This window comes from Paracoccus sp. (in: a-proteobacteria) (genome assembly GCF_030538695.1).
Taxonomy (GTDB): domain Bacteria; phylum Pseudomonadota; class Alphaproteobacteria; order Rhodobacterales; family Rhodobacteraceae; genus Paracoccus.
This window is the reverse complement of the sequence record NZ_JAUNTN010000008.1, coordinates 22,443-48,305: the sequence shown is the minus strand read 5'-3', so window position 1 is coordinate 48,305 and position 25,863 is coordinate 22,443. Positions and strand designations below refer to the sequence as shown.

The 25,863-nt window shown below is 62.6% G+C and carries 24 protein-coding genes and 1 pseudogene; 8 read left to right on the top strand and 17 right to left on the bottom strand.

The genetic code is table 11. The annotated features are described in order from the left end of the window. Nucleotides 1-16 precede the first annotated feature (16 nt). Entirely contained in the window at nt 17-1,150 is a 1,134-nt protein-coding gene (locus Q4G24_RS05755) for an FAD-dependent oxidoreductase (protein WP_303365554.1), read from the top strand. 24 nt (nt 1,151-1,174) lie between these two features. Beyond that, nucleotides 1,175-2,329, top strand: coding sequence for an MFS transporter (locus Q4G24_RS05750; RefSeq protein ID WP_303365553.1), 1,155 nt, complete (start codon nt 1,175-1,177; stop codon nt 2,327-2,329). 68 nt (nt 2,330-2,397) lie between these two features. Here the strand turns inward: Q4G24_RS05750 and Q4G24_RS05745 are convergent, their stop codons facing one another. After that, nucleotides 2,398-3,618, bottom strand: coding sequence for an NAD(P)/FAD-dependent oxidoreductase (locus Q4G24_RS05745; RefSeq protein WP_303365552.1), 1,221 nt, complete (start codon nt 3,616-3,618; stop codon nt 2,398-2,400). 104 nt (nt 3,619-3,722) lie between these two features. On the opposite strand from Q4G24_RS05745, the gene Q4G24_RS05740 reads away from it, so the two are divergent. From Q4G24_RS05740 to Q4G24_RS05730, 3 genes are all read left to right on the top strand, one after another. Continuing rightward, nucleotides 3,723-4,631: a LysR family transcriptional regulator gene (locus tag Q4G24_RS05740; RefSeq protein WP_303365551.1), complete on the top strand. Its 909-nt coding sequence runs from the start codon at nt 3,723-3,725 to the stop codon at nt 4,629-4,631. Nucleotides 4,632-4,725: 94 nt separating this feature from the next. Then, nucleotides 4,726-5,625, top strand: coding sequence for a transporter (locus Q4G24_RS05735; protein WP_303365550.1), 900 nt, complete (start codon nt 4,726-4,728; stop codon nt 5,623-5,625). Between the two features lie 49 nt (nt 5,626-5,674). Further along, the gene (locus tag Q4G24_RS05730; protein ID WP_303365549.1) at nt 5,675-6,034 is read left to right on the top strand and encodes a Rieske (2Fe-2S) protein; all 360 of its coding nucleotides are present in this window, start codon (nt 5,675-5,677) and stop codon (nt 6,032-6,034) included. Between the two features lie 104 nt (nt 6,035-6,138). On the opposite strand, the gene Q4G24_RS05725 is transcribed toward Q4G24_RS05730, so the two are convergent. From Q4G24_RS05725 to Q4G24_RS05705, 5 genes are all read right to left on the bottom strand, one after another. Further along, a complete protein-coding gene (locus tag Q4G24_RS05725) occupies nt 6,139-6,906 on the bottom strand; it encodes a cyclase family protein (RefSeq protein WP_303365548.1) in 768 nt (255 codons plus the stop codon). Further along, on the bottom strand, nt 6,899-7,870 hold the full coding sequence (locus tag Q4G24_RS05720; protein WP_303365547.1) for a fumarylacetoacetate hydrolase family protein: 972 nt from the start codon (nt 7,868-7,870) through the stop codon (nt 6,899-6,901). Before Q4G24_RS05720 ends, Q4G24_RS05725 begins: the two co-directional genes overlap by 8 nt. After that, nucleotides 7,867-9,027, bottom strand: coding sequence for a S9 family peptidase (locus tag Q4G24_RS05715; protein ID WP_303365546.1), 1,161 nt, complete (start codon nt 9,025-9,027; stop codon nt 7,867-7,869). Before Q4G24_RS05715 ends, Q4G24_RS05720 begins: the two co-directional genes overlap by 4 nt. A gap of 739 nt (nt 9,028-9,766) precedes the next feature. After that, a complete protein-coding gene (locus tag Q4G24_RS05710) occupies nt 9,767-9,964 on the bottom strand; it encodes a hypothetical protein (protein ID WP_303365545.1) in 198 nt (65 codons plus the stop codon). Between the two features lie 65 nt (nt 9,965-10,029). Next, nucleotides 10,030-10,374 carry a hypothetical protein gene (locus Q4G24_RS05705; protein WP_303365544.1) on the bottom strand — a complete coding sequence of 115 codons (345 nt, stop codon included), beginning with the start codon at nt 10,372-10,374 and terminating at the stop codon, nt 10,030-10,032. A gap of 56 nt (nt 10,375-10,430) precedes the next feature. On the opposite strand from Q4G24_RS05705, the gene petA reads away from it, so the two are divergent. The 3 genes and pseudogenes from petA to Q4G24_RS05690 all read left to right on the top strand — a co-directional run. Then, nucleotides 10,431-10,991 (top strand): ubiquinol-cytochrome c reductase iron-sulfur subunit, encoded by a 561-nt coding sequence (gene petA / locus Q4G24_RS05700; RefSeq protein ID WP_303365543.1) that lies wholly within the window; start codon nt 10,431-10,433, stop codon nt 10,989-10,991. Nucleotides 10,992-11,001: 10 nt separating this feature from the next. Beyond that, nucleotides 11,002-12,324 (top strand): cytochrome b, encoded by a 1,323-nt coding sequence (gene petB / locus Q4G24_RS05695; RefSeq protein WP_303365542.1) that lies wholly within the window; start codon nt 11,002-11,004, stop codon nt 12,322-12,324. Between the two features lie 525 nt (nt 12,325-12,849). Then, nucleotides 12,850-13,560, top strand: a pseudogene (locus Q4G24_RS05690) (cytochrome c1); the annotation flags it as partial. Between the two features lie 932 nt (nt 13,561-14,492). On the opposite strand, the gene phoB reads toward Q4G24_RS05690, so the two are convergent. The 11 genes from phoB to Q4G24_RS05635 form a co-directional block, all read right to left on the bottom strand. Beyond that, the gene (phoB, locus tag Q4G24_RS05685; protein ID WP_303365626.1) at nt 14,493-15,182 is read right to left on the bottom strand and encodes a phosphate regulon transcriptional regulator PhoB; all 690 of its coding nucleotides are present in this window, start codon (nt 15,180-15,182) and stop codon (nt 14,493-14,495) included. Further along, nucleotides 15,182-15,901, bottom strand: a complete 720-nt coding sequence (gene phoU / locus Q4G24_RS05680) for a phosphate signaling complex protein PhoU (RefSeq protein WP_303365541.1) — start codon at nt 15,899-15,901, stop codon at nt 15,182-15,184. The genes phoB and phoU overlap by 1 nt, the downstream gene beginning before the upstream one ends. Before the next feature lie 12 nt (nt 15,902-15,913). Further along, on the bottom strand, nt 15,914-16,711 hold the full coding sequence (gene pstB, locus Q4G24_RS05675) for a phosphate ABC transporter ATP-binding protein PstB (RefSeq protein WP_303365540.1): 798 nt from the start codon (nt 16,709-16,711) through the stop codon (nt 15,914-15,916). Between the two features lie 23 nt (nt 16,712-16,734). Further along, nucleotides 16,735-18,087 carry a phosphate ABC transporter permease PstA gene (gene pstA / locus Q4G24_RS05670; RefSeq protein ID WP_303365539.1) on the bottom strand — a complete coding sequence of 451 codons (1,353 nt, stop codon included), beginning with the start codon at nt 18,085-18,087 and terminating at the stop codon, nt 16,735-16,737. Continuing rightward, on the bottom strand, nt 18,084-19,328 hold the full coding sequence (pstC, locus tag Q4G24_RS05665; RefSeq protein WP_303365538.1) for a phosphate ABC transporter permease subunit PstC: 1,245 nt from the start codon (nt 19,326-19,328) through the stop codon (nt 18,084-18,086). The genes pstA and pstC overlap by 4 nt, the downstream gene beginning before the upstream one ends. Before the next feature lie 93 nt (nt 19,329-19,421). Beyond that, nucleotides 19,422-20,456: a substrate-binding domain-containing protein gene (locus Q4G24_RS05660; protein ID WP_303365537.1), complete on the bottom strand. Its 1,035-nt coding sequence runs from the start codon at nt 20,454-20,456 to the stop codon at nt 19,422-19,424. Nucleotides 20,457-20,691: 235 nt separating this feature from the next. Beyond that, nucleotides 20,692-21,912: a phenylacetate--CoA ligase family protein gene (locus Q4G24_RS05655; RefSeq protein ID WP_303365536.1), complete on the bottom strand. Its 1,221-nt coding sequence runs from the start codon at nt 21,910-21,912 to the stop codon at nt 20,692-20,694. A gap of 24 nt (nt 21,913-21,936) precedes the next feature. Then, complete coding sequence (locus Q4G24_RS05650; RefSeq protein WP_303365535.1) at nt 21,937-22,560, bottom strand: hypothetical protein; 624 nt, start codon at nt 22,558-22,560, stop codon at nt 21,937-21,939. 9 nt (nt 22,561-22,569) lie between these two features. Beyond that, complete coding sequence (locus tag Q4G24_RS05645; RefSeq protein ID WP_303365534.1) at nt 22,570-23,391, bottom strand: ABC transporter ATP-binding protein; 822 nt, start codon at nt 23,389-23,391, stop codon at nt 22,570-22,572. A gap of 57 nt (nt 23,392-23,448) precedes the next feature. Further along, nucleotides 23,449-24,732: an ABC transporter substrate-binding protein gene (locus Q4G24_RS05640; protein ID WP_303365533.1), complete on the bottom strand. Its 1,284-nt coding sequence runs from the start codon at nt 24,730-24,732 to the stop codon at nt 23,449-23,451. A gap of 45 nt (nt 24,733-24,777) precedes the next feature. Continuing rightward, on the bottom strand, nt 24,778-25,854 hold the full coding sequence (locus tag Q4G24_RS05635; RefSeq protein WP_303365532.1) for a branched-chain amino acid ABC transporter permease: 1,077 nt from the start codon (nt 25,852-25,854) through the stop codon (nt 24,778-24,780). Nucleotides 25,855-25,863: the final 9 nt, after the last annotated feature.

Sequence of the window (25,863 nt, the reverse complement as noted above, 5' to 3'; positions counted from 1 at the left end):
TCAAGGGAGGGATAACATGGCCGCCAATTCCGGCATCACCCGCGTTCTGATTATCGGCGGAGGCTTTTCCGGCATGACCGCCGCGCTGGAGCTTGAGCGCGCCGGCCTCACCGTCGATCTGGTCGAGATCGACCCCGACTGGCGCAGCTATGGCGCAGGGATCAGCCTGCATGGCGCAACCATGCGGGTGTTCCAGCGCATCGGGATTCTGGACGAATATCTGCAAAAGGGTTCCGCAACCGAAGGCGTGCAAATCCGCCACCTGGCGACGGACGCTGTTCTGATGACCGTGCCGACCCCTTCGGTCGGTCCGGGTATTCCCGGCGGCGGCGCGATCATGCGCCCGGTGCTGGCGGGTATCCTGCGCGATGCGGTCCGCGCCAGCGGCGTGAACGTGCGGCTGGGCGAGAGCTTTGCCGGGCTGGACGACGGGCCCGACGGCGTAACCGTCAGCTTCACCGATGGCAGCCGCGAAACCTATGATCTGGTGATCGGGGCGGACGGACTGAACTCGGCCACGCGGCGGGCGGTGTTTCCCGATGCGCCAGCGCCGCGCTTCATCGGTCAGGCGGTGTGGCGGGCGGTATTCCCGGCGCCCCCGGAAATCACCTGCCCGACCATGTGGATCGCGGGCGGGCTGAAGGCCGGGATCAACCCAGTGGGCGACGGGCTGGCCTATCTGTTCCTGACCGAGATCTGCGACCGCACCCATGTCGAGCCAGCGCATTTCATCGACCGGCTGTCGGGCCTCTTGGCGCAATTCCCCTCGCCGGTGCTGACGCGGGTGCGGGACGGGCTGGGACCGGACAGCCAGATCATCTATCGCCCGCTGGATCAGTTCCTGATGCCGCGCCCGTGGTATCGCGGCCGCGTCGTTCTGATCGGGGATGCGGTTCATGCCACTACCCCGCATCTGGCCGCAGGCGCCTGCATCGGGGTCGAGGATGCGGTGGTTCTGGCGGAATGTATCGCCGCGTCCACGCATCTGCCCGAGGCGCTGGACCGTTTCGAGACCCGGCGCTGGGAACGCTGCCGGATGGTGGTCGAGAACTCGGGCAGGCTGGCAGAGATCGAACTGTCGGGCGGCGACAAGGCCGAGCACGCGCGGATCATGGGAGAGTCGATGCGCGCCTTGGCCGAGGCCATCTAGGCCAGAAAACAGGGAGGAAAAACAATGACGAACGGGAAACTTGGCGTCAGCGCGATGCTGGCGCTGGTGGTGGCGCATTGCGCCGGGATGATCGACCTTGTGGCGCTGCCGGTCTGGGTCGGCGCGCTGATCGGGCGGTTCGGCTTTACCCCCCAGCAGGCGGGCGGGCTGGTGACGCTGTTCCTGCTGGGCGCAGTGGTGGCCAGTGCGGTGGTCTCGCCGCGCTTCAACCGGATCCGGCCGCGGCTGGTGGCGGCGGGCGGCTTTGCCGTCGGGGCGGCGGCATTCGGGCTGGCCTCGACGCGCACGGATTTCGCGGGGCTCGGGGCGATGCACGCGCTGGCGGGCGTTTCGGTGGGTGCTGCGCTGTCGGCGGTGCATGGCACCATGGGCCGCACCGCCAATCCGCACCGGACCTTCGGCATCGCCACGATCGCGCTTGGTGCCTTTGGCATCATCGCACTTGGCGCGCTGCCGCAGCTCATGATCGCGCAGGGGGGTGCGGCGCTGTTCGTCGCGCTGGCCGTGGTCATGACCGTGGCCGCGCTGGCCTGCGCGGTGCTGTTCCCGCCGGTATCCGTGCTGGTGCCGGAACCCGACCGTGACCTGTCGGGCCTTGGTGCCGGGGTCTGGCTGGTGATCCTGGGGATCAGCGCCATGACCTTCAACCAGTCGATGGTGTTTTCCTTTGTCGAGGTCATCGGCGATGCGCGCGGTTTCGCAAAGGGGAATGTGCTGGCCGTTCTGATCGCGCTCGGCATCATCAATTTCGTGCTGGTCGGCCCCGCCGCCATGCTGTTGGAAAAACGCCTGCGCCCGGAAAACGTGGTCCGCATCGGCCCGGCGGTGCAGGCGGCCTTCGCGCTGGTGGTGACGGGGGCGAGCGTGTTCACCGTATGGGCACCGGTTGCGGCGCTGTTCGTGGGGGTGCAGATCTTCACCCATACCTTTGCCTTTGGCCTGTTGGCGCGAATGGACCCCTCGGGCCGGGCGGTGGCGGCGACGCCCGCCATGCTGATGTCGGGCGCGGCGCTTGGCCCCATCGTCGGCGGGGTGCTGTCACAGCAACTTGGCCATGCCACGCTGGGCTATGCCGCTGTGGTTGTCGCGCTTGGCTCGATCACGCTGTTTTCCATGGGCTGCGCGCGGTCTCGCGGCGCGCAGGGCGTAGCCGCCTGAACAACCGTTCCGGCGGAAACCGGACCGGGCGGGTGCCTCTTGGCCCGCCCGGTTCTGCCTGTCACAGGTCAGCCGACATGCAGTTCCGACAGCGCCAGCGTTTCGCGCTCGGCCGCGTCGAGCTGGTCCTTCGTCACCATCTTGCGCAGGAAGGGCGTATGGTCGAACACCAGATCGCGCAGCACCGCCAGCGGCGCGGGCATGTTGTGAAAGATGCGACCCAGCTTGCGGGCGAATTCGACATTGCCATTGACGTAATCGACGCGCTGCGCCTCATACCGGGCAAAGGCTCGGGTCATGGCCACAGCGTCGCGCAGGTCCGTCCCGGCCAGAAACTTCGCCAGAAAATAGCCGTCCTCGATCGCCATGCCCATGCCATAGGCGGCATAGGGCGAGACCGGATGCACCGCATCCCCCACGCAGACCGCACGACCCAGCGACCAGGTTTTCAGCGAGGGGCGGTTGTAGATCTCCCAACGGAACACCTGCGTGTCAAAATCCGTCGCATCGAACAGACGCGGAATCGGGTCGAACCAATCCCTGACGATAGCACCGACATGGGCGCGGGGATCGTCCGGCACCGGGTCGTTTTCCCGCGCGGGTTCGACCACCCACCATTCAAACCCCGGCTTACCTTCGTGCAGCATCGGGAAAAAGCTGACCTGATTGCGCCGGTCATGCGACAGAAAGCCGTAATTCGGCGGCACGCCCTCGATATGGTCGCACCACGCCAGCCACAGCCGGATGCCGACATGGAACAACCCCGGATCACCGAACATCTGCCGCGAGACGCCCGAGCGTATGCCATCCGCACCCACGATCATATCCGCCTGCACCGACTGCCCGTTCTGAAAATGGACGGTGACACCGCTATCGGTCTCCTCATACCGGGCAAAGTCGTGCCCCGGCAGGATCACGCCTTCGGGCAGCAGCTCCAGCATCTGCCGAAAGGCCGAGGATCGCAGCACGCCGTAATGCCAGCCGTTGATCCCCATTTTTTCCTCGACCAGCCGGTTAAAGGGCAGGATCACCCGGTCCTTTCCCCGGCGGTTCTTGAAATGCGTCACCGTCGGCAGGCCAAAATTGCTGACGTCGATGCCATAGGAGCGCAGGATCGCCAGCACCGGCACACTCAGCAGCACCGCCCCGCCGATGGCTTTGGGTTCGGCCTGCCGCTCATAGATGCGAACGTCGAAGCCCTGCCGGATCAGCGCCAGCGCCGTCGAGACGCCCCCCGGACCGCAGCCGATAACGGCCACTCTTTTGCCTTCACGCCATGTTGGTGCCATGCTTCTCTCCCTCCTCTGCGTTTCAAGAAGGCTAGTGCGGGATTGTTCATCATATAAACAGATTGCTATGATCCCTTCTATTGATCCCATGAATTGAGGCTCCGATGCGTTTCAAGAACCTTGACCTGAACCTGCTGGCGGCGCTGGACTTGCTGTTAACGGAACGCAATGTCAGCCGCGCAGCCGAGCGTATCGGCATCACCCAATCCGCGATGAGCAACGCGCTGGCCCGGCTGCGGCAGTATTTCGGTGATGATCTGTTGGTGCAGGTGGGCCGCCGGCTGGAACCGACCCCGCGGGCCGAGATGCTGGCCGGGCCGGTGCGTGATATTCTGGTGCGCATCGAATCCTCGATCACCGCCGCGCCGGATTTCGACCCGCGCATATCGGACCGGGTGTTTCATATCCTGGTGTCGGATTATACGCTGACCACGCTGGTTCCCGATTTTCTGCGCCGGGTCGAGGCGCAAAACCTGTCCGTCGGGTTCGAGTTCCTGCCGCAGACCGATCAGGCGTCCCGCGCGCTGGAACGGGGCGAGGCCGACTTGTTGATTATTCCCGAAGATTACTCATCCGAGGACCACCCGATCGAGATTCTCTATGAGGAAACCTTCGTCGCCGTAGCTGCACAGGATCACCCGCGTATCGGGGCGCATCTGGACTGCGCCGGTTTTCAGGCCGAACGCCATGCAGTGATGAAACCCGCCATCAACCTGCCGTCCTTTGAAAGCATCGCCATTCAGGAATTGGGTCTGACCCGGCATGTGGATGTGACCAGCTTCAGCTTTGCCGCGCTGCCTTTATTGGTCATCGGAACCGAGCGGCTGGCCATTCTGCATCGCCGCATGGCGGAACGGGTGGTGCGCTATCTGCCGCTGAAGATGCTGGAGCTGCCCTTTGACTTGAAGCCGATGCGGCAATGCGCACAATGGCACAGCTATCGTTCCGCCGACCCGGCGATCGGCTGGCTGCGGGATCAGATCATCGCTGCGGCGCAACAATATGGCGAATAGCTGCAATCACCCGTTTCAATTTTGTGAATACACCTGCGGTTATTAGGCTTTCCTGAAACGGGGGGTCTCTGCCCCGTTTCGAGGGGAGGAAACCATGAAAAAACAACTGTATGCGGGCTGCGCTGTTGCGGCCCTAGGCATTGCTTTGCCGATGGCGGCGGATGCGGCAGAAAATGGCATGATTCAATACGCGCCCGGCTCGGCCCAGTTCTATGCCGGGGCGATTCCGCCGGTGCCGGGGCTTTACATCCTGTCACAGACCAGCATCGCCAATTCCGACGAAATGACCGGTAGCGACGGAAACGCGTTGCCGTTCCGGTTCAGCGCCGATGTCAAGGTCGAGACCATCCGCCTGCTTGGCGTGACCGATCATCATATCGGCGGCGGGCGGCTGTTCTGGCAGGCGGTTTTCCCGATCATGCTGGATCTGGATTTGCAGGCCGGACCCTATTCCGGCAGCAACAAGGGGCTGGCCGATACGACAGTTTCCGCCGGGCTGGCGTGGCATCAGGGGCCGCACACCTATGTGACCGGGCTTGATATCGGCCTGCCGACCGGCAGCTACCGCGCGGGCCGTATCGCCAATCCGGGGCTGAATTACTGGTCGGTGCAGCCAACGGTCGGTTATCATTATCTGGATTTCCGTAACCCGAAATGGGAAGTCGGCGTCATGGGCCGCTATATTCACAACGGCAAGAATGACGATACCGATTACACCACCGGCGACCAGATCGTGTTCGATTTCGCCGTGGGGCGGCATTTCGGGCCATGGCGGATTGGCGCGGCCGGCTATTACCAGCAGCAGGTCAGCGACGATAAGGGCGCGGGCGCGGCGGCGGACGGGCATCGCTCTATGGGGATCGGGCTGGGACCGTCGATCACCTATACTTTCCCCGGTCACAAGCAGCTTGGGATTTCTTACATGAAGGACATCAAGGCTGAAAACCGCAACAAGGGGGAAACGGTGCAGATCAGTTTCTCGACCAAGTTCTGAAAAGGCGGGGGCCGCGCCTTGCGGCCCCGATCCGATGGGTTTCAATCCGATGGACGACGATCTGATCCCCCTGTGCCTGCTCTCCGACCTGCCCGAAGGGCAGGCGCGCGGCTTTCTGCCCGCCTCGGACGTGCGGCGACAGGTGATCGTGATGCGGCGTGACGCGGGGGTGGTCGCCTATTGGGATTCCTGCCCCCATTACGCGGGCGGCACCCCGATGGCATGGCGCAAGGACGCCTATCTGAACGGCGATGGCACGCATTTCGCCTGCCACGCCCATGGTGCGCTGTTCGATCTGGACAGCGGCGAATGTGTGCTTGGCCCCTGTCTGGGGCGGCGGCTGACGCGGGTGCCAGTTACGGTGCAGGGCGATCAGGTGCTGATCCCGGCACGGCTGGCACGGGCATAGCGCATTCCCCGCCCGTGGCCGGCGAAAGAGGCCAGCACATGCCGCAACCGAACAGGCCGGCATTATCCCAACATCAGGGGGCGTGCTGCCACGCCCCCTTTTCCTTACCCCAGCACCGCGACCGGACGGCACCACCCGGCCGAGCCTTTCTCGACCTTGATCGGAAAACAGATCACCTGAAAGCCGGTGCCGGGCAGCTTGTCCAGATTCGCCAGCTTTTCCATGTGGCAATAGATCGAATCCGCCCCGGCCTTGTGGCCTTCCCAGAACAGGCCCCAGTCGCCGGTTTCCCTGGCGGCCTTGACCTGACCGGCCAGCGGCGCATCCCAGCTCCACGCATCCGTCCCGCAGACGCGCATCCCGCGCGAGGTCAGCCACAACGTCGCCTCGCGCCCGATGCCGCAGCCGGCGCTCACATAGTCGTCATGGCCATAACGTTCGCCCGCGCGGGTGTTCACCAGCACGATGTCGCCCGGTTGCAACTCGTGGCCGATGCGGTCCAGTTCGGCCTGAACCTCGGCTGCGCTGACCACATGGCCGTCCGGCAGGTGGCGAAAATCCAGCCTGACCCCCGGTCCCATGCACCATTCCAGCGGGATCTGGTCGATGGTCAGCGCTGGCTCGCCGCCGTTCATGGTCGGGTGATAGTGCCAGGGCGCATCCATATGGGTGCCGTTATGCGTCGTGACGGACAGCCGTTCGACCGCAGCACCCTTGCCGTCGCGCTGCTTTTCGACCGGAATGCCGAACATCTGCGCAAATTCGGCGGCGCCTTCGTCATGGCCCTTGCGGGTGATCTGCGGGCCAAGGCCCGGCGGGTCGGATGCATAGCGGTCGGTCAGTGTCACCGACAGGTCGATAAGTTCAGCCATTCTTTCCCCCCTTGATAACCTGCTGGTCAATCGCCCCGAACAAGGCCGAGCCGTCGCGCAGACGGCATTCCATCCGCACGCGATCCCCGAATTTCATGTAACCCGTCTGCGCTGCGCCGGTGTCGAGGATCTCGATCCCGCGCCGTTCCGCGATGCAGCTTGACCCGACGGTGCGATATTCGGGGTTGGAAACCGTCCCCGAACCGATCACCGTCCCCGGCACCAAATCGCGGCTATAGGCGGAATGGGCCACCAGTTCGTCAAAGCCGTAGCCCATCGGATAGCCCTCGGCCGCGCCAAAGCGGTTGCCTTTCCAGTCCACGACCAGCGGCAGATCCACACGATGATCGCGCCACGCATCGCCCAGCTCGTCCGGCGTCACGGCGACCGGGGCCATGGAACAGGCAGGCTTGGCGCGCACCCAGCCAAAGCCGGTCTTCATCTCGACCGGCGCAATCACCCGCAGCGACCAGTCGTTGATCTGGACGATCAGCCGGATGTGGCGCGCGGCCTGCGCGGCATCCACCCCCATCGGGACCGCATCGCAGATGACGCCAAATTCGCCCTCGAAATCAATGCCGTCGGCTTCGGACGGCAGGGCCACATCGGCACAAGGCGGGATGAAACGATCTGACATGCCCTGATACATCAGCGGCGCGTTGCGCGGGATCGGGTCCATCTTGAACACCTGATCCATCAGCGCGCCGTGGCTGTCATAGGCGGAACCGTCCAGCCACTGCCACGCCCGCGGCAGCGGAGCCAGCGCGCGGGCCGGATCGAACGGCACACCGCCGCCCGCATTCAGCGCGTCGTAATCCGCCACCAGACCGGGGGCCAGCGCGTCCCAGTCCTCAAGCAGGGCCTGCATCGTGGCCACCTTGGCGGGCGTGCAGCGGCTCAGGTCACGGCTGACCAGATACAGCCGCCCGTCGCGGCTGCCGTCGGGCAATGTTGCCAGTTTCATGCGATCCGCCCTCCCAGCGTTTCGGCAAACCAGTCCGCGATATAGTTGCGGCCAAAGGTCATGTTGTCGGCCCCCACATGTTCGACACCGCCTTCGCGTTCGGTAAAGATCTTCAGCTCGCGCCGGGGCGAGTTCACAAGCTGGTCATAGGACTGATGCGCATAATCCAGCCCAATCTGGCGGTCATTCGCGCCGTGGGTGACCAGAAACGGCACGCGGATCTTTTCCATCTGGCCGTTCAGGTTCATCCCCGCAGCCTTGGCCATGAAGTCGTCCATGTCACGCGCGCCAAAGACCCACATCACATGGTTCCAGTAATGCGGAACGGGGTTCTCGCCCTCGCGCTTCAGGCGTTTCTGCTGCACCTCGGCCCAGTTGTGGTTGGCACCCCAGACAGCGCCCGAGGCAAAGCGCGGCTCGTTCGCGCAGACGCGCGGCGCGTAATAACCGCCCAGCGAAATCCCGGTGACGCCGATGCGCTTAGCATCCACATCGTCGCGCGCGGCAAGATATTCGTAAACCGGCGTCCCCCATTTCTCGCTGTCGAAATGGGCATGCAGGTCTTGCAGGCGCAGGCTTTCGCCGGTGCCGGGCTGGTCCACGCATAGCGTGGCAATCCCGCGTTTGGCCAGTTCATGCGACAGGAAGGACCAGTAGAGAAGCTCTTTGCAGCTATCGAGACCGTTCAGGTAAACCACCGCAGGGCCGGGCTCATCGACGCCCTGCGCAGGCGTGTAAAGCGCCGGGATCACCTTGTCGCCATAGGGGATTTCCACCCGCGCCACGGAATCACCCGCAAACAGCGTCCCCCGCGAAAATGCATCCAGCCCCTTGGCATAGGTCGCGGCCCGGCCTTCGGCGCCGTGACCCTGCATCCGCTCGGCCAGAATATAGTAAAGCGCGGCACGCTTCAGCTTGTCCCCGGCCGAGAACAGCCGGCCCGCCGCCTCGTCCTCATCCGCGAGGCCCGACAGCCGGTCGGCCACGCGCACCCATGCCGCCATGAATTCCTGCGTGCCGGTGTCCTCGCCCGCCTTGGCCTTTTCCAGAAGCGGCTGGCACATATCCATGATCTCGCCCATCTCGCCCCCCGAGGCGAGCGCGATGGAAACCGTCAGGTTCCACACATAATTCGGGAAATAGTTGAACATCGACATCGCGTCCCCCTTGGCTTGCAGCGCGACGCCAGCCCCCTTGTGAAAGAGGCAGCGCCTGTCCGATGCAGGCTAGGCCGCAGGATGTATGGGTGGAAATGGAATATAGGGATTTAAGGTATTCACAGCATGAATATACTTAACCGTCAACAACCCGACCCGTCAGCCTCCCAACGATGCTTTTCGCCGATACGAGTGGCCGTCAATACCCCACGAGAACTTTAGCGGATATGGGGTCACGTTATCCGTAGTATCCCCAACTCCTTCGACGGCAGCTTATCCCTGCGGGGGCGGGAACAGCCGGGTTGGCTATCAGTATCATCTGGGTCACCAGAAGCATCCTGCCCGCAGGCAGGCCGCCAGCATGAAGCGGACATGTAACAGATCAGCATCGACCCCCACGGTACGAAGGCCTCGACAGGAGCAATCGCACCATCAACCGCATTGCCACCACCCACTGGCAGGCTGCCCCTGCGCCAGCCGCGGCCATTCGGCGCAGACCGGCTTATCGGCCGGAGGTATGTTGGCAGCTCTCGACGCGATGTTCGCCCGACAGCTCCGCCCGGCCATGCATCAGGGTCAGGCTGGGCGGAGCCTCGAATATCTGGTGAGCCATCCGGTGAACGCGGGCAAACATCGCATCCACCGCCGTAACAGTCGGCAGCGCACGGGACAGCCCCGGCCTTCGCCCGCCACCGCGAGGTTCGACCCGACCCGCCGCCGCGACAAAGCCCAACGGCCATCATTGCGGCACCTGCACCGCGCTTTTATCCAACCTCACCAGAATTGCCTCAGGCCAAAGCACCATAAAGCCGCGGATCAGAACCACCAAAACTGCGGTTGCCGCTGGCCCGGCGCGGATACCGCCCAATGCCGCCCCCGTCGCGGCATATGGCGCATAGCGCCGCAGCAACACCGTGGATACCGGCCCGCCCGGCACCCTTGCACGACCTCAAAACAGCGCCGGGGCAAGCAAGGCGTCGTGATGGCACAGCAGGGCGCCGGTCACTTCCCAATACCGCCCTTGCGACCGAGTGCGGCCAAGGGGAAACTGTCGCTGATCTTGTCCAAATCATGCTGCTCCACCAGAAAAATCCACGCTGCCCGGATGTGCGGCGGGTGTTGCTGCGAAATCAAGCGTTCAGCAACGGCCGCAATATCCAGCTTGTGACAGGCGGCCCAACCGCAGGGGAAACCAGAATCAAGCCCCGGCTGACCAGCAAAGCCCGATGTCAGCGCAAACCGCGACCAGAATGCCACGCTGCGGCTTATTGCCCCTGTTGCTGATGCGCTTGGCCGCTGGACTGACGGGATTTTGATCGGTAGAAGCGCAGATGCGAAGGGCTGCATTTTTGCGGTCTGATCTGCCGTAATGGCCTGCCAAGGCCCGAATTGGAGTATAACCCGTGTCCCACGCAGAAGAACACGCAGGCACCCGGAGGGACTTCCTCTATTATGCCACGGCGGGGGCTGGTGCGGTGGCCGCTGGCGCCGCCGGCTGGACCCTTGTCAACCAGATGAACCCCTCGGCCGATGTGCAGGCTTTGGCCTCGATTCAGGTCGATGTCAGCGCCGTTGAGCCTGGCACTCAGATCACCGTAAAATGGCTCGGCAAGCCCGTGTTTATCCGCCGCCGGACCGAAGCCGAGATCGAGGAAGGCCGCGCCGTCCCACTGGATCAGCTGGTCGATAAAGGTGCCGAAAACGCCAACAAGCCCGACGCCGATGCGCTGGATGAAAACCGTACGCTGGACGAAGCGGGCGAATGGCTGGTGATGATGGGCGTCTGCACCCACCTCGGCTGTGTGCCGCTGGGCAATGGTGCCGGTGATTTCGGCGGCTGGTTCTGCCCCTGCCACGGCAGCCACTATGACACCGCGGGCCGGATCCGTCGTGGCCCTGCGCCGACCAACCTGCCTGTCCCTGTCGCCGCGTTTATCGACGACACCACCATCCAGCTTGGTTAAGGAGCGCCAGATGTCCGGTATCCCACACGACCATTATGAGCCGCAAACCGGCTTTGAACGCTGGCTGCACCGCCGCCTGCCGATCGTCGGCCTCGTCTATGACACGCTGATGATTCCCACCCCGAAGAACCTGAACTGGTGGTGGATCTGGGGCATTGTGCTGGCCTTCTGCCTTGTGCTGCAAATCGCCACCGGCATTGTGCTGGCTATGCACTATACCCCGCATGTCGATCTGGCCTTTGCCAGCGTCGAACATATCATGCGCAACGTGAACGGCGGCTATATGCTGCGTTACATCCACGCCAATGGCGCGTCGCTGTTCTTCCTTGCGGTTTACATCCATATGTTCCGCGGCCTGTATTACGGCAGCTATAAAGCCCCGCGCGAAGTGACCTGGATCATCGGGATCGTCATTTTCCTGTGCATGATGGGGACCGCTTTCATGGGCTATGTGCTGCCCTGGGGCCAGATGTCCTTCTGGGGTGCGACCGTGATTACCGGCCTGTTCGGTGCCATCCCGTTCGTCGGTGAATCGATCCAGACCTGGTTGCTTGGCGGGCCTGCCGTGGATAACGCCACGCTGAACCGCTTCTTCTCGCTGCACTATCTGCTGCCCTTCGTGATTGCCGCGCTGGTCGTGGTCCATATCTGGGCCTTCCACCACACTGGCAACAACAACCCGACGGGTATCGAAGTGCGCCGCACCTCGAAAGAAGAGGCCGAGAAAGACACCCTGCCGTTCTGGCCCTATTTCGTGATGAAAGACCTGTTCGCGCTGTCGCTGATTCTGGTGTTTTTCTTTGCGGTTGTCGGCTTTATGCCGAACTTCCTTGGCCACCCGGACAACTATGTCGAGGCCAACCCGCTGGTGACGCCTGCGCATATCGTGCCGGAATGGTATTTCCTGCCGTTCTACGCGATCCTGCGCGCCTTTGACGGCGATGTGTGGCTGGTGCAACTGGTCCAGTTCGTGACCTTCGGCATCGTGGACGCCAAGTTCTTTGGCGTGATTGCGATGTTCGCGGCGATCATCGTCATGGCGCTGGTGCCGTGGCTGGACACCTCGCGCGTCCGTTCGGGCCAGTATCGTCCGCAATTCAAATGGTGGTTCTGGCTGCTCTGCGTCGATTTCGTCGTGCTGATGTGGGCAGGTGCCATGCCGGCCGAGGGGATCTATCCCTATATCGCGCTGGTCGGTGCGGCCTATTGGTTCGCCTATTTCCTTGTGATCCTGCCGCTGCTTGGTCTGGTCGAGAAGCCCTCGCCCATGCCCGCGACGATCGAGGAAGACTTTAACGCCCATTACGGCCCCAACGCCCATCCGGCCGAATAAGGAGAGGCTTCGATGACCCTGAGAACGAAAACGCTCACGGCCGTAGCCGCGCTGACGCTGGCTGCCGGTGGGGCATGGGCACAAGACACGCAGACCACGACGGCCCCGGTGGTGGAAACCCCGGCTGTTACCGTGGAACCCACGGTGACGGTGGCCCCGGCTGAAACGCCTGCGGTCACGGCCCCGGTCGAGGAAGCCGCGCCTGCGGCGGAACCGGCCCTGCCCGAGACCGGCGCATCCGATTCGGTTTCCGAGACCCAGGCCGAAATCAGCGGCCAGCCGGAACCCGAACCGGATGTCACCGCTGTTGAGGTCACACCCGCCGAGGATAACGCCCCCGCCGGGACCGAGGCCGAAACCGCCGAGGAAATGGTCGATGCCGCGGAACCGACGGTCGAGGAAACCCCGGTTTCCGACGCCGCTGCGGCTGATGCGGATGTTGTCGCGGCCGAGAATGACGAACCTGCGGCTGCGGAAGAACATACCACCGAAGAACCTGCCGCTGCTGCGTCGCATGATGCTCCGCATATCAACGACATTTCCTTCAGCTTTGAGGGTCCGTTCGGCAAATATGACCAGCACCAGCTTCAGCGCGGGTTGCAGGTCTTTACCGAGGTCTGCTCGGCCTGCCACGGTCTGAAACAGGTGCCGCTGCGCACACTGTCCGACCCGAACGGCCCCGGCCTGCCGGAAGATCAGGTTCGCGCCTATGCCGCCGAGCTGTCGATCTTTGACCCCGAGCTGGACGAGGACCGCCCGCGCGTCCCGACGGACCACTTCCCCACCGTTTCGGGCGAAGGGATGGGACCGGACCTGTCGCTGATGGCCAAGGCACGCGCTGGCTTCCACGGGCCTTATGGCACCGGGATCAACCAGTTCTTCCGTGGCATCGGTGGCCCGGAATACATCCACGCGATCCTGACCGAATATTCGGGCGAGACCAAGGATGAGGCCGGTTCGACCTTCTATGAAAACCACGCCTTCTCGGGTGGTTGGATTCAGATGGTTCAGCCGCTGATGGACGATCAGGTGACGTATGAAGACGGCACCCCGGCCACGATGGACCAGATGGCCCGCGATGTGTCGGCCTTCCTGATGTGGACGGCGGAACCCAAGCTGATGGACCGCAAACAGGTCGGGCTGATCTCTGTCCTGTTCCTCGTCCTGCTGACCGCGCTGCTGTATCTGACCAACAAGCGGATCTGGTGGAAAGTCAAACACCCGGAAGACAAGTGATCCGGTAACACGAACCCGAAACGCCCCGCCCAACCCGGCGGGGCGTTTTTCTATGCACCATCACGACGGCAAGGGCGCCGGCCCGTCGGCACATTTTCACAAGGTTTGAACCGCACCGCAGCCCCCGGCAGCCCCGACAGGTGTTCATCATCCGGCCTCTGAAATGCCGCGGGATCACGGGGCCGTCGTTATGATATAATCAGGTAGCTCCGCATCGGGATGGAACAGCCCGACCTCGAACCGGGCCATGCGGACCCTGATCGTCCCGACCATCATCACGAAACGATTGCCGGCAATCCCAATCCTCCCGCCCGGACAGGGGCAGGCAAAGCGGGCAGCCCTGAACGAAAAGACCCCGGCGCAAGGGATCATATCGCATCACTACAATCAGACAGAAAGGACACTGGGCAAGGACGTGTTGCCTGTCTTGCGGTCTGTCCTTTGGGCTGGTGATAGCGCCGGACCTTGATCGGATGCGCCAGTTTGCGCCCCGTTCCGATTCCGCCTACCGCTCAGCGGATATTGCCGGCCATCTGATAAATGCGCCGGTGCTCGCAGGCAGAGCCGGAACCGCGATTGCCCGCTTTCCGGCTCTGCGCACCCCGCCCAAGCCGCAAGCGGATATAGGCAGCAACAGACAAAGCTGGATTCCGCGTAGCTTTGTCATTATCGGCATCAATCCCAAAAGGCGTTGCTGTTGCTTCTGGCACTGCTGCCGCAGTTTACCAATGCCAGCGCCACCCTGCCCCGTCGCTGGTGCAGATCGTAAGCCGCGCGACCGCCTGTTCTCTGCTCGGTTCGGGGTCGAACCTGATCCTGCATGGCAACCCGCAGGCGGCGCGGCGGGTCAGCAAACAGCCGGGCTTGACGATCAGCATTGCTGACAACCGCCGGGCGACCTGATTTCTAACGGCCCGAACGGCAGCCTGCCGTTACCCCAAAGCATAGCCGGTGCCGCGCACGGTGCGCACCGGGTTGTCACCGCCATTGACCATCAACGCCTTGCGCAAGCGTCCAACATGCACGTCGATGGTGCGGGTATCCACATAGATGTCGCGCCCCCAGACCCGATCCAGAAGCTGTTCGCGCGTCCAGACCCGGCCCGGCTTTTCCATCAGCGTGGACAGCAGGCGGAACTCCGTCGGGCCAAGATGCAACACCTGACCGCCGCGGAATACCCGATGTTCGCTGGCGTCAAGGATAATGTCATCAAAGGACAACCGCTCGCCCATGGTCGCCGGACGGGTGCGGCGCAATTGCGTGCGCAGGCGGGCCATCAGCTCGACCACAGAATAGGGCTTCACGACGTAATCATCGGCCCCGGTTTCCAGCCCCCGCACCCGGTCGCCCTCATCGCCACGGGCCGACAGCATGATAATCGGAATGTGGCGGGTGTCGGGGTCGGCTTTCAGGCGGCGGCAAATCTCGATGCCGCTGACATTGGGCAGCATCCAGTCCAGCACGATCAGATCGGGGATTTCCTCGCGCACCAGCAGCAGGGCTTCGTCGCCGTTCTCGGCCATCACAACCCCGAAACCCTCGGCTTCGAGGTTGTATTTCAGAACCTCGCGCTGCACGCCTTCATCCTCGACAACCAGGACAAGAGGCTGCTGCGACCCGATCATTTTATATCACCATCAGCAACCGGCGGCACGCTGTCGGTTTTGGGCCGGGCCTCATCGGGCATTTCACCCGTGACAAGGTAAATCACCTGTTCCGCGATACCAGTGGCATGGTCGCCCATGCGCTCGATATTCTTGGCAATGAAATGCAGGTGCATACAGGCGGTGATGTTGCGCGGGTCTTCCATCATATAGGTCAGGAACTCGCGGAACAGCGCGTTATACATCTGGTCCACTTCCAGATCGCGCTGACGGACATCTTCGGCAAGGTCCACATCGCGTTGGATATAGCTGTCCAGCGCATCTTTCAGCAGTGCTTCGACCGCCGTTGCCATCCGCTTCAGCGCCATGCCCGAACCGTTGATGTTCGGCAGATGCGCAAGCACATGGCTGCGCTTGGCGATGTTCTTTGCGTAATCCCCGACCCGTTCAAGGCTGGCGGCAATTTTCATCACCGACAGCACCAACCGCAGGTCGGTCGCAGTGGGCGAGCGCAGCGCGATCAGCCGCGCGGCCTCTTCGTTGATCTGCATTTCCAGATTATCCACCGCCTTGTCACGGCGGCGGACATCCTCGGCCAGATCCTCGTCGCGGGTGTCCAGTGCGGTCGCGGCATCAATGATCGCGCCCTCCACCATGCCACCCATCTTGACGACCAGAGCCTGAACGCCCTCAAGGTCACGATCAAAGGCCGAGGCGATATGCCGGTCTCGGTTCATGGTCATCCTCCCTTAGCCGATACGGCCGCTGATGTAGCTTTCCGTCCGCGGATCTTGCGGATTGGTAAAGATCTGGTCGGTGTCGCCATATTCCACAAGGTTGCCCAAGTGGAAAAAGGCGGTTTTCTGGCTGACCCGCGCCGCCTGCTGCATCGAGTGGGTCACGATCACCACGCTGAAGGTCTCACGCAACTGGTCGATCAGCTCCTCGACCTGGCTGGTGGCGATGGGGTCCAGTGCCGAACAGGGTTCGTCCATCAGCAGAACTTCGGGCTGGGTCGCCACGGCGCGGGCGATGCACAAACGCTGCTGCTGACCGCCAGACAGGCCGGTGCCACTTTCGCCCAGCCGGTCCTTGACCTCGTTCCACAGCGCAGCACCCCGCAGAGCGCGCTCCACGATCTCATCGGTTTCCGCCTTGTTGCGGACCAGACCGTGAATACGCGGGCCGTAAGCCACATTGTCATAGATCGACTTTGGAAACGGGTTCGGCTTTTGGAACACCATGCCGACGCGGGCGCGAAGCTGCACCGGGTCAACGCGGCGGTCGTAAATATCCTCGCCGTCCAGTTTGATCTTACCTTCGACCCGGCACACGTCGATGGTGTCGTTCATCCGGTTCAGGCAGCGCAGGAAGGTCGATTTCCCGCAGCCCGACGGGCCGATAAAGGCCGTCACGGCTTTATCGAGGATGTTCACATCCACATCCTTGATCGCGTGCTTGTCGCCGTAAAAGACCTGCACCTTTTCGGCCGTGATCTTGATCTGGTCCTGAGCCACGGTTCTCTCCACAATACTCATGTCATTCATAGGATGCCTCCAGCGGCGGGGTATTACCAGCGACGCTCGAACCGGCGGCGCAAGATGATGGCCAGCACGTTCATGCTCAGCATAAAGACCAGCAGCACGATGATCGCGCCCCATGCCTTTTCATCGCGGAAAGCCGCATCCGAACGCTGGATCCAGTTATAGACCTGAACCGGCAGCGCGGGGGCAGCATCGGTAATCCCGCCCGGCGGCGGGCCGGGATAGTTCACGACAAATGCCACCATGCCGATCAGCAGCAAGGGCGCGGTTTCACCAAGCGCCTGCGCCAGACCGATGATGGTGCCGGTCAGGATGCCGGGCATGGCCAGCGGCAGAACGTGATGGAACACGGTCTGCATCCGGCTGGCCCCGATCCCCAGCGCCGCATCCCGGATCGAGGGCGGCACCGCCTTCAGCGCCGCACGGGTCGAGATGATGATGGTCGGCAGCGTCATCAGTGCCAGCACCAGACCACCCACCAGCGGGGTCGAACGCGGCATACCGAAAAAGTTGATGAAAGCGGCAAGGCCAAGGATACCGAACACGATGGACGGCACCGCAGCGAGGTTAGAAATATTCACCTCGATTGCGTCGGTCCATTTGTTCTTAGGCGCGAACTCCTCAAGGTAGATACTGGCAGCGACACCGACCGGCAGCGACAGCACCAGCACAATCAACATCATATAGGCCGACCCGATCAGCGCGATACCAAGCCCGGCAGATTCCGCCTGACTGTCATCCGCATCCGGCCCGGTCAGGAAGTTCCAGTTGAACTTTTTTCCCAACACACCATGATCTTTCAGGGCCATGGCAAGATCATATTGCGCCACCGAAGTCTTGGCATCGCGCGCGGCGGTGTCGCGGTCGATGCGGCCTTTCAGCATCCCGTCAATGCGGCTGTTGACCAGCATCGGAACCTCGATGGTCGAGCCGATCTCCTCGGGATTGGACAAAACGTGGTTCCGCAGGATCGAACGCGCCTGACGGCCATAGAAATCCGCGATGTCCCGCTCGGTCAGGCCCTCGATCTGGATGTTTTCCCGTTGCAGATATTGTTCCAGCGCGGTGGTCAGCATCGGCGCATAGGCCATGGTATAGACCTTGCGCAGATCATCCGGGTTACGGTTGCCCTGCGGGTCCGCGACGGATGCCTCGACCGTGACCGGAACGGTCAGATAGCTTTGGGTAAAGGCGGGCAGCCCGCGCACGATGATGGTTCCGATCAGGAACACCAGCACCAGCAGCGCGGCACCAATGGCGGCAATACCATAACCCCGGAAGCGGGCCTCGGCAGCATTGCGCTTTTTGGTGCGGGCATCCTTGACCAGCAGCGACTTGCGCGGCGCACCGCCGGGCATTGCTTGCGAAACCTCGGTCATTCGTATTGCTCCCGATATTTGCGCACGATGTAGAGCGCGAAGACGTTCAGGGCGAGCGTCATAATAAACAGTGTCAGGGCCAGCGCAAAGGCGACCAGCGTTTCGGGCGAATCGAAGCTGCCATCCCCGGTCAACTGCGACACGATGCGGCTGGTGATGGTGGTCATGGATTCAAACGGGTTCATGCTGATCTGCGCGGCCACACCGGCCCCCAGCACCACGATCATAGTTTCCCCAATGGCGCGCGAGGCCGCCAGCAGGATCGCACCCACGATCCCTGGCAGGGCGGCGGGCAGAACCACCTTGGTCACGGTTTCCGAATGGGTGGACCCCAGCCCAAGGCTGCCATCACGCAGCGATTGCGGCACCGCGTTGATAATGTCGTCCGACAGCGAGCTGACAAAGGGGATCAGCATGAAACCCATCACCAGCCCGGCGGTCATCACCGAGGAACCCGAGTTCGACAGGCCCAGCGGGCTGGCAATCGCATCGCGCAGCATCGGCCCGATGGTGGCCAGCGCGAAAAGACCGTAAACGATGGTCGGGATACCGGCCAGAACCTCGATCAGCGGCTTGGCAAAGCCACGCACACGGGGACCGGCATATTCCGACATATAGACCGCCGCAAACAGCCCGATCGGCACCGACACGATCAGCGCGATCAGCGAAATATAGATCGTCCCCCACAAGAGCGGCAGGATACCCATGCGCGAGAAGTCCCCGCCACCGGCCTGCGGCGCCCAGGTCTTGCCGAACAGGAAATCACCCAGCGGATACATGCTGGCAAAACGAGCGCTTTCAAACAGCAGCGACAGCACGATCCCGGCGGTCGTCGCAATGGCGACCACGGCGCACAGGACCAGCAGCACACGGATCATCTGCTCGACCACGTTGCGAGCGCGGTATTGCGGCGCGATGCGCGACAAACCAAAGACCGCCCCGGCCAGTGCCATCAGCAGCGCGAAAACCGTCACAATCGGACCGGCGCTGTCCGCGACCCATTCTGACGCGCCCGCAGGCAGCAACTGGACCAGCGCAGGTTTCAGGATGAACCAGACCAACAGCAACAGGAACGCAGGCTGAAGCGCCCAAAGCACGACGTTCCAGCCATGAAAGGCCGGAACCGAATGAAGCACACGGGTATCCCCTTGCACCGATGCAACCGCACGCTGGCGGCCCAGATAATAGCCAATCACACCAATGGCGATATAGGCGATGAGGGCGATAGAGGTCAGGCTCATCTGCGAACTCGGATTCTCTCGGGCGAAAATTGCGGCACCCGCGCACCGGATGCCGCTAGGGGCGCAGGCTGACCCGCGCCCCGTAAGGCAAGATCAGTTGCTCAGCGTGACCTGATCCGCGACAGCCTTTTGGGTGTCGGCCAGCTTCGGATCGGCAACCAGACCCTGACGCGACAGCTCGCCACCGGCACCGGCCATGGCATCGCTGACGAAGAACTCTGCGAACTCCAGCAGGCCCGGAATCTGGCCGATGTGCTGCTTCTTGACATAGAAGAACAGCGGGCGCGACACAGGGTAGGAACCGTCAGCGATGGTTTCGACCGAAGGCACAACGCCCGACATCGAGGCCACTTTCAGCTTGTCGGTATTGTCCTCATAGAAGGACAGGCCGAACACGCCGATCGCTTGCTTGGAGCTGTCCAGACGGGCCAGCGTCTCGGTATAGTCGCCGTCGATGTCAACGGCCACGCCATCGGTGCGGACCTGCTTGCACAGGGCTTCGCCTTTTTTCTTGTCATCGCCTTCGGCAGCGGTGAAGGCGTCCAGTGCGCCAGCTTCTTTGCAGCCGTCGATCAGGACGTTTTCCTCGAACACTTCACGGGTGCCGTGCTTGGTGCCGGGGATGAAGGCCAGGATCGGCTGGTTCGGCAGATCAGGGTTTACATCGCTCCAGACCTTGTTCGGGTTGTCGATGATTTCGCCGTCCTTGAGCACTTTGGCAGCCATGGCGTTGAACCACTCAACCGGGGTGAACACGAAATCCGGGCCATTGATGTCGCTGGCAAAGACGATCCCGTCATAGCCGATGCGCACTTCCATGATTTCGGTGACGCCATTGGCAGCGCAATCGGCGACTTCGCTTTCGCGGATCGGACGGCTGGCATTGGCGATGTCGATGGTGCCGGTCCCCACGCCCGAGCAGAACTGCTTGATGCCGGCGCCCGAACCACCCGATTCAACGACCGGGGCCGGGAAGTCGGTGTTTTCACCGAAGGCGCTGGCGACGATGTTCGAGAACGGCAGCACGGTGGACGAACCGGCAACCTGAATCTGGTCACGGGCAGCGGCGGCACCAGCCGAAACGGCGATAACGGCCAGAGCCGAAACGGTGAGCTTGACGGATTTCATGGGAGCAACTCCTGAATCATGAATAATTACGGGGCCGGGATGGCCTTGCCGTTCCCTAAGGTGGCAACGTGTCGCTTATGCGAATATTCCGTGACGGTTTTGTGACAATGGCTGTCTTGGCTGATTATCCCCCGGATTCCCTTGGAATCACGGCTCAGAGCAGAGGAAAACATCGCCTGAAATGCGAAAGGGCGCCCCAAAGGGACGCCCATTGTGACAGTTTGCGAATCGCCCGTCAGTCGTAGCTGCGACGATCCTCGATCACCTTGCCGTCGTTGGGCAGACTGCCCTTGGCCACCAGCTCGACCTTGCCGCGCAGCTTCAGCACATCCAGAACCGAGGCGTCATAGCCCGCCGCATCCGCCGCGTCGGTCTCGATCTGGACGGTCATCACGTCCATCTCGCCCTGACGGTCGGCAATGACACGGGCGCGGGTGATTTCGGGGTGGCGCGCAACCAGCGCCGCCACCTGTTCAGGACGCACGAACATGCCCTTGATTTTGGCGGTCTGATCGGCGCGACCCATCCAGCCCTTGATGCGCATATTGGTGCGCCCGCAAGGGCTGATCCCCGGCAGAACCGCAGACAGATCGCCGGTGGCAAAGCGGACCAACGGGTAATCGGGGTTCAGCGTGGTAACAACGACCTCGCCCACCTCGCCATCCGCAACCGGATCGCCGGTGCCGGGGCGGACGATTTCCACGATCACGCCTTCATCGACGATCATGCCGTCCATCGCCTCGGATTCATAAGCCAACAGGCCAAGATCAGCGGTGGCATAGCATTGCAGCGTGGCAATACCGCGTTCGGCATAAGCGGCCCGCAGCGACGGGAACAGCGCCCCGCCCGAGACCGTGGCACGGGTGATCGCCAGCGCCTCACCCATCTGATCGGCCTTATCCAGAATGATCTTCAGATAATCCGGCGTTCCGGCATAAACGGTGGTGCCGATGTCCACGGCGGCGCGGACCTGCAATTCGGTCTGGCCAGTCCCGGCAGGCAGCACGGCGGCATCCACCGCACGCGCACCGGATTCAAACATCATCCCGGCTGGTGTCAGGTGATAGCCGAAGCAGTTCTGGACAATATCCCCCTGCCCCACACCCGCCGCGTGCAGAAACCGGCCCAGCCGCCACCAGTCGCCGCTGACCCGCCCCGGTTCATAGATCGGGCCGGGCGATTGAAAGATATGATCGAACCCCGCTGCCTGACGGGTGGCAAAACCGCCAAAGGGCGGGGCTTTTTTTTGCGCCTCGGACAGCTCGGCCTTGCGGATCACCGGCAGGCTGGCCAGCGTGGCGCGGCTGGTGATCTGCGCCGGGTCCACATCGCGCAGCAGCCGGGCCAGTGCCGGGGCCGTCTTGGCCCGCCCGATCGCAGCAGGCAATGCCTGCGCCAGCGCGGCATCGCGCTCATCCGCGCTGCGGGTTTCCAGTTCGTCGTAAAATCCGCTCATTTCTTTAACCTTTCCATTCGCCGCCTATAGCCGATAGGCGTCAATGACGACCCGGCGCCCCGGCGCCGCCTCTTTCAGGATTCCGGCAATCGCGCCCACCATCTCGGGCGAGCGGGTCCAACCCTCTGCCTCGATCCCGCAACCGGCCACAAGAAAGCCATGATCGCCATCCGGCCCGTAAGGCGCGCACCAGTCATTCACCGCAACCGCCCGGTCGCAGTTCGGGCAAACCGTAGCATCGGGGGCGAAATTGGCCTGATAGGCGGCGTTCCCGATCAGGCTGTGCATCGCATCCGCCTGTTCCTCGTCCCGGTCCCGCGCGGCATCATCGCAGGGAAGCCAGCCGCAATGCGGACAGCGCCAGTCGCCGGGATCATGAAGCTGGCCCATGGACAGCACCGGCCCGACATGAAAGATCATGGGATAGTGAAGGCTTCCCCGGATCGAAGGCCGGTCGGGATAATAGGCATCAACACCCGGACCGGGGCGAAACGCCGGCCCGTCACGCTCGCCCGGACTGGCGGAGGGGACAGCCTCACCCTCGATCAACCCCTGCGCGCGCATGATCGCCTCGACCCGCGCCATCACCTCGGGCGCATCGGGCGGGGTCGGGCCGGCATAGGCGTAATAGCTGTAAAGCGTGCTCATTACGCCGCCTCACGCCAGCCAACGCTTGCGGCGGCGATAGCTGCGCACGTCGCGGAAAGACTTTCGGCCCTCGTCAGACATGCCCAGATAAAACTCTTTCACATCCGGGTTTTCGCGCAGCGCCTGTGCCTCGCCATCCATCACGACGCGACCGTTTTCCAGAATATAGCCGTAATGCGCATAGCGCAGCGCGACATTGGTGTTCTGCTCGGCCAGCAGGAAGGTCACGCCTTCGCCCTCGTTCACGGCCTTCACGATCTCGAAGATCTGCTCGACCAGCTGCGGGGCAAGGCCCATCGAAGGCTCATCCAGCAGGATCATCTCGGGGCGGCTCATCAGGGCGCGGCCCATGGCCACCATCTGCTGTTCCCCGCCCGAGGTATAGCCCGCCTGTGACCGGCGGCGCTCTTTCAGGCGCGGGAAATAGTTATAGACCATCTCAAGGTCGTTCCTGACCGCCGCCGCGCCATCCGTGCGGGTATAGGCACCGGTCATCAGGTTTTCCTCGACCGTCAGGTGCTCGAAACAATGGCGGCCCTCCATCACCTGAATGACGCCCTTTTTCACCAGGCTGGCCGGGTCCATATCCTGCACCGGCTGGCCGCGATAGCTGATCGCGCCTTTCGTCACCTCGCCGCGTTCGGATTGCAGCAGGTTGGAAATCGCCTTGAGCGTGGTGGTCTTGCCCGCGCCATTGCCGCCAAGCAGCGCGGTGATGCCGCCTTTTGGCACCGACAGGCTGACGCCCTTCAGCACCAGAATGACGTGGTTATAGATCACCTCGATATTGTTGACCTCAAGCAAGGTTTCGGGCGTCTGAGTGTCCAGCATGATCGGCTCCCCTGTGGGCTTGGTCCCCGGCAGGTGAACCCGCCGGGGCAATCATCGTCAGCAATCGCGCGGGGTGATACCCGCTTCTTTGGCGTAAGCCTCGCTGTCTTGTTTGATCAGCGGGTCCAGAACCTCCTCATCCGGGCCGGTGAACTCGGTAATCAGGTTCCACTTGCCCGCCGCGGCGTCCCATTGCTGCATCCGGGCCATGCCGGAGCCGCCGTGGTTGGCGCAGGTGATCGCCAGTTCCGGGCCGAAATCGGGCAGGCCCAGCTCGACCAGACGTTCGGGCGTGATGTCCAGCGCCTCAAAGCCCGCACGGACCTGTTCGGCGTTCACCTGCGACGTGCCGGCCAGTTCCTGCGCCTTGCGGATCGCCTCGGAAATCACCAGCGCCGCATACATGCCGCGCGAATACAGCACCGAACCGACATGCTGCCCGCCCTGAGACGCCTTGCCGGTGTCCAGAACATATTGCTTCATGTCGTCATACATCGGGTAATCGGTGCCGACCCCGTGGAAGGTCGTGGATTTATAGCCATTGGCCCCCGCGCCGACCGGACGCACGTCCAGTTCGGAACCCGACCACCAAATGCCGATCAGGTTTTCCATCGGGAAGCGGGTGTTCGCAGCTTCCTGAATGGCGGCCTGGTTCATCACGCCCCAGCCATAAAGAATGACGTTATCGGGCTTTTCGCGGCGGATTTGCAGCCATTGCGACTTTTGTTCCTGCCCCGGCGCATCGACAGGGATCAGCGACAGCGTGAAACCATGCTTTTTCGACAGTTCTTCAAGCGTGCGGATGGGTTCCTTGCCATAGGCGCTGTTGTGATACAGCAGGGCGATTTTCTTGCCCGACAGATCGCCACCGTTCAGGTCCAGCAGGTGCTTGACGATGATCGAGGCCCCATCCCAATAGTTCGCAGGCGCGTTGAACACCCATTCAAACACCGTGCCATCCTTGGCCGAGGTGCGGCCATAGCCGGGGGTATACAGCGGGATCTTATCGACCGAGACCTTCGGGATAAGCTGATAGGTGATGCCGGTGGACAGCGGGTTATAGACCAGCGCGCCCTGCCCCTTGGTCGCCTCGTAACATTCCACACCCTTTTCGGTGTTATAGGCGGTTTCACATTCCGGCACCCGCACACGCTCGCCGCCGATGCCGCCGTCACGCTCGTTCAGCAGGGTGAAGTAATCGTTGAAACCATCGGCATATTGCGTGCCATTCGCGCCATAAGGCCCGGTGCGATAGCTGAGGTTCGGCACCACCAGATCGGCCAGAGCAGGCGCGGCGGCCATGATCGCGCCGACGGTCAGGGTTACGAAAGTCTTTTTCATGCGTGTCTCCTCCCAAGACGTTGCAATGATGGATGGCGGCCCCGCTTAGTGCGGGAACGGCCACAGACGCAGTTTTTCCTTGGTCAAGGCCCACAGGCGTGCCAGCCCGTGCGGCTCGACGATCAGGAAAACAATGATAAGCGCACCGACGATCATCAGCTCGATATGCGCCGCAAGGTCGGTCGGCCAGCCCATCCCGCCGACCAGCAGGTTTTTCAGCAGAACCGGCAGCAGCACCAGAAAAGCCGCGCCCGCAAAGCTGCCAAAGATCGAACCCAGCCCGCCGATGATGACCATGAACAGGATCAGGAACGACTTGTTGATACCGAATGCCTCGCTGGCCTCGGCCGCGCCAAGATAGACGGCAAAGAACAGCGCCCCGGCCACCCCGATAAAGAACGACGACACGCCAAAGGCCGTCAGCTTCGCGGTCAGCGGGTTCACCCCGATAATCTCGGCGGCGATGTCCATGTCACGAATGGCCATCCATTTGCGCCCCACGGTGCCGCGCGTCAGGTTGCGCGCCACCCATGCCAGCACCACGGCAAAGACCAGACAGATCAGGTATTTCGCCGGTGCCGAGGTCGCCGGACCCGTCACCACCTGCCCCAGAACGCTGCGTTCCGGCGCGGTGATCTGGCCCGATGCGGAATAGTTGTAGAACCACGGCACCTTGTTGAACAGCCAGACCAGAAAGAACTGTGCCGCCAGCGTGGCTACCGCCAGATAGAACCCCTTGATCCGCAGCGAGGGCAGCCCGAACAGCATCCCCACGATCGAGGTGATCCCGCCCGCGATCAGGATGTGGAAGATGATACTCACATCCGGGAAAGCGGTCATCAGCTTATAGACCGCATAGGCCCCCACCGCCATAAACCCGCCCGTGCCGAGGCTGACCTGCCCGGCATATCCGGTCAGAATGTTCAGCCCCAGCGCGGCAATCGCATAGATCAGGAACGGCACCAGAACCGCATTGGCCCAGTAATTGTCGATAAAGAACGGCACCACACAAAAGGCCGCAAAAATCGTCACATAATAGGCCATCCGGTCCAGTCGGATCGGGAAGGTCTGCCCGTCCTCGCGGTAGGTGGTCTTGAAATCGCCCGCTTCACGATAAAGCATCAGTGTTCC

Bases quoted from the DNA above. Each gene is read 5' to 3' on its own strand.
- Q4G24_RS05730 (WP_303365549.1), top strand. From the start codon at position 5,675: ATGGACGACGATCTGATCCCCCTGTGCCTGCTCTCCGACCTGCCCGAA.
- pstC (WP_303365538.1), bottom strand. From the start codon at position 19,328: ATGAGCCTGACCTCTATCGCCCTCATCGCCTATATCGCCATTGGTGTG.
- Q4G24_RS05750 (WP_303365553.1), top strand. From the start codon at position 1,175: ATGACGAACGGGAAACTTGGCGTCAGCGCGATGCTGGCGCTGGTGGTG.
- Q4G24_RS05640 (WP_303365533.1), bottom strand. From the start codon at position 24,732: ATGAAAAAGACTTTCGTAACCCTGACCGTCGGCGCGATCATGGCCGCC.
- petB (WP_303365542.1), top strand. From the start codon at position 11,002: ATGTCCGGTATCCCACACGACCATTATGAGCCGCAAACCGGCTTTGAA.
- phoU (WP_303365541.1), bottom strand. From the start codon at position 15,901: ATGAACCGAGACCGGCATATCGCCTCGGCCTTTGATCGTGACCTTGAG.
- Q4G24_RS05745 (WP_303365552.1), bottom strand. From the start codon at position 3,618: ATGGCACCAACATGGCGTGAAGGCAAAAGAGTGGCCGTTATCGGCTGC.
- pstB (WP_303365540.1), bottom strand. From the start codon at position 16,711: ATGAATGACATGAGTATTGTGGAGAGAACCGTGGCTCAGGACCAGATC.
- Q4G24_RS05740 (WP_303365551.1), top strand. From the start codon at position 3,723: ATGCGTTTCAAGAACCTTGACCTGAACCTGCTGGCGGCGCTGGACTTG.
- Q4G24_RS05725 (WP_303365548.1), bottom strand. From the start codon at position 6,906: ATGGCTGAACTTATCGACCTGTCGGTGACACTGACCGACCGCTATGCA.
- Q4G24_RS05715 (WP_303365546.1), bottom strand. From the start codon at position 9,027: ATGTCGATGTTCAACTATTTCCCGAATTATGTGTGGAACCTGACGGTT.
- Q4G24_RS05650 (WP_303365535.1), bottom strand. From the start codon at position 22,560: ATGAGCACGCTTTACAGCTATTACGCCTATGCCGGCCCGACCCCGCCC.
- pstA (WP_303365539.1), bottom strand. From the start codon at position 18,087: ATGACCGAGGTTTCGCAAGCAATGCCCGGCGGTGCGCCGCGCAAGTCG.
- Q4G24_RS05655 (WP_303365536.1), bottom strand. From the start codon at position 21,912: ATGAGCGGATTTTACGACGAACTGGAAACCCGCAGCGCGGATGAGCGC.
- Q4G24_RS05705 (WP_303365544.1), bottom strand. From the start codon at position 10,374: ATGCAGCCCTTCGCATCTGCGCTTCTACCGATCAAAATCCCGTCAGTC.
- Q4G24_RS05735 (WP_303365550.1), top strand. From the start codon at position 4,726: ATGAAAAAACAACTGTATGCGGGCTGCGCTGTTGCGGCCCTAGGCATT.
- Q4G24_RS05660 (WP_303365537.1), bottom strand. From the start codon at position 20,456: ATGAAATCCGTCAAGCTCACCGTTTCGGCTCTGGCCGTTATCGCCGTT.
- Q4G24_RS05645 (WP_303365534.1), bottom strand. From the start codon at position 23,391: ATGCTGGACACTCAGACGCCCGAAACCTTGCTTGAGGTCAACAATATC.
- Q4G24_RS05755 (WP_303365554.1), top strand. From the start codon at position 17: ATGGCCGCCAATTCCGGCATCACCCGCGTTCTGATTATCGGCGGAGGC.
- Q4G24_RS05720 (WP_303365547.1), bottom strand. From the start codon at position 7,870: ATGAAACTGGCAACATTGCCCGACGGCAGCCGCGACGGGCGGCTGTAT.
- Q4G24_RS05635 (WP_303365532.1), bottom strand. From the start codon at position 25,854: ATGCTTTATCGTGAAGCGGGCGATTTCAAGACCACCTACCGCGAGGAC.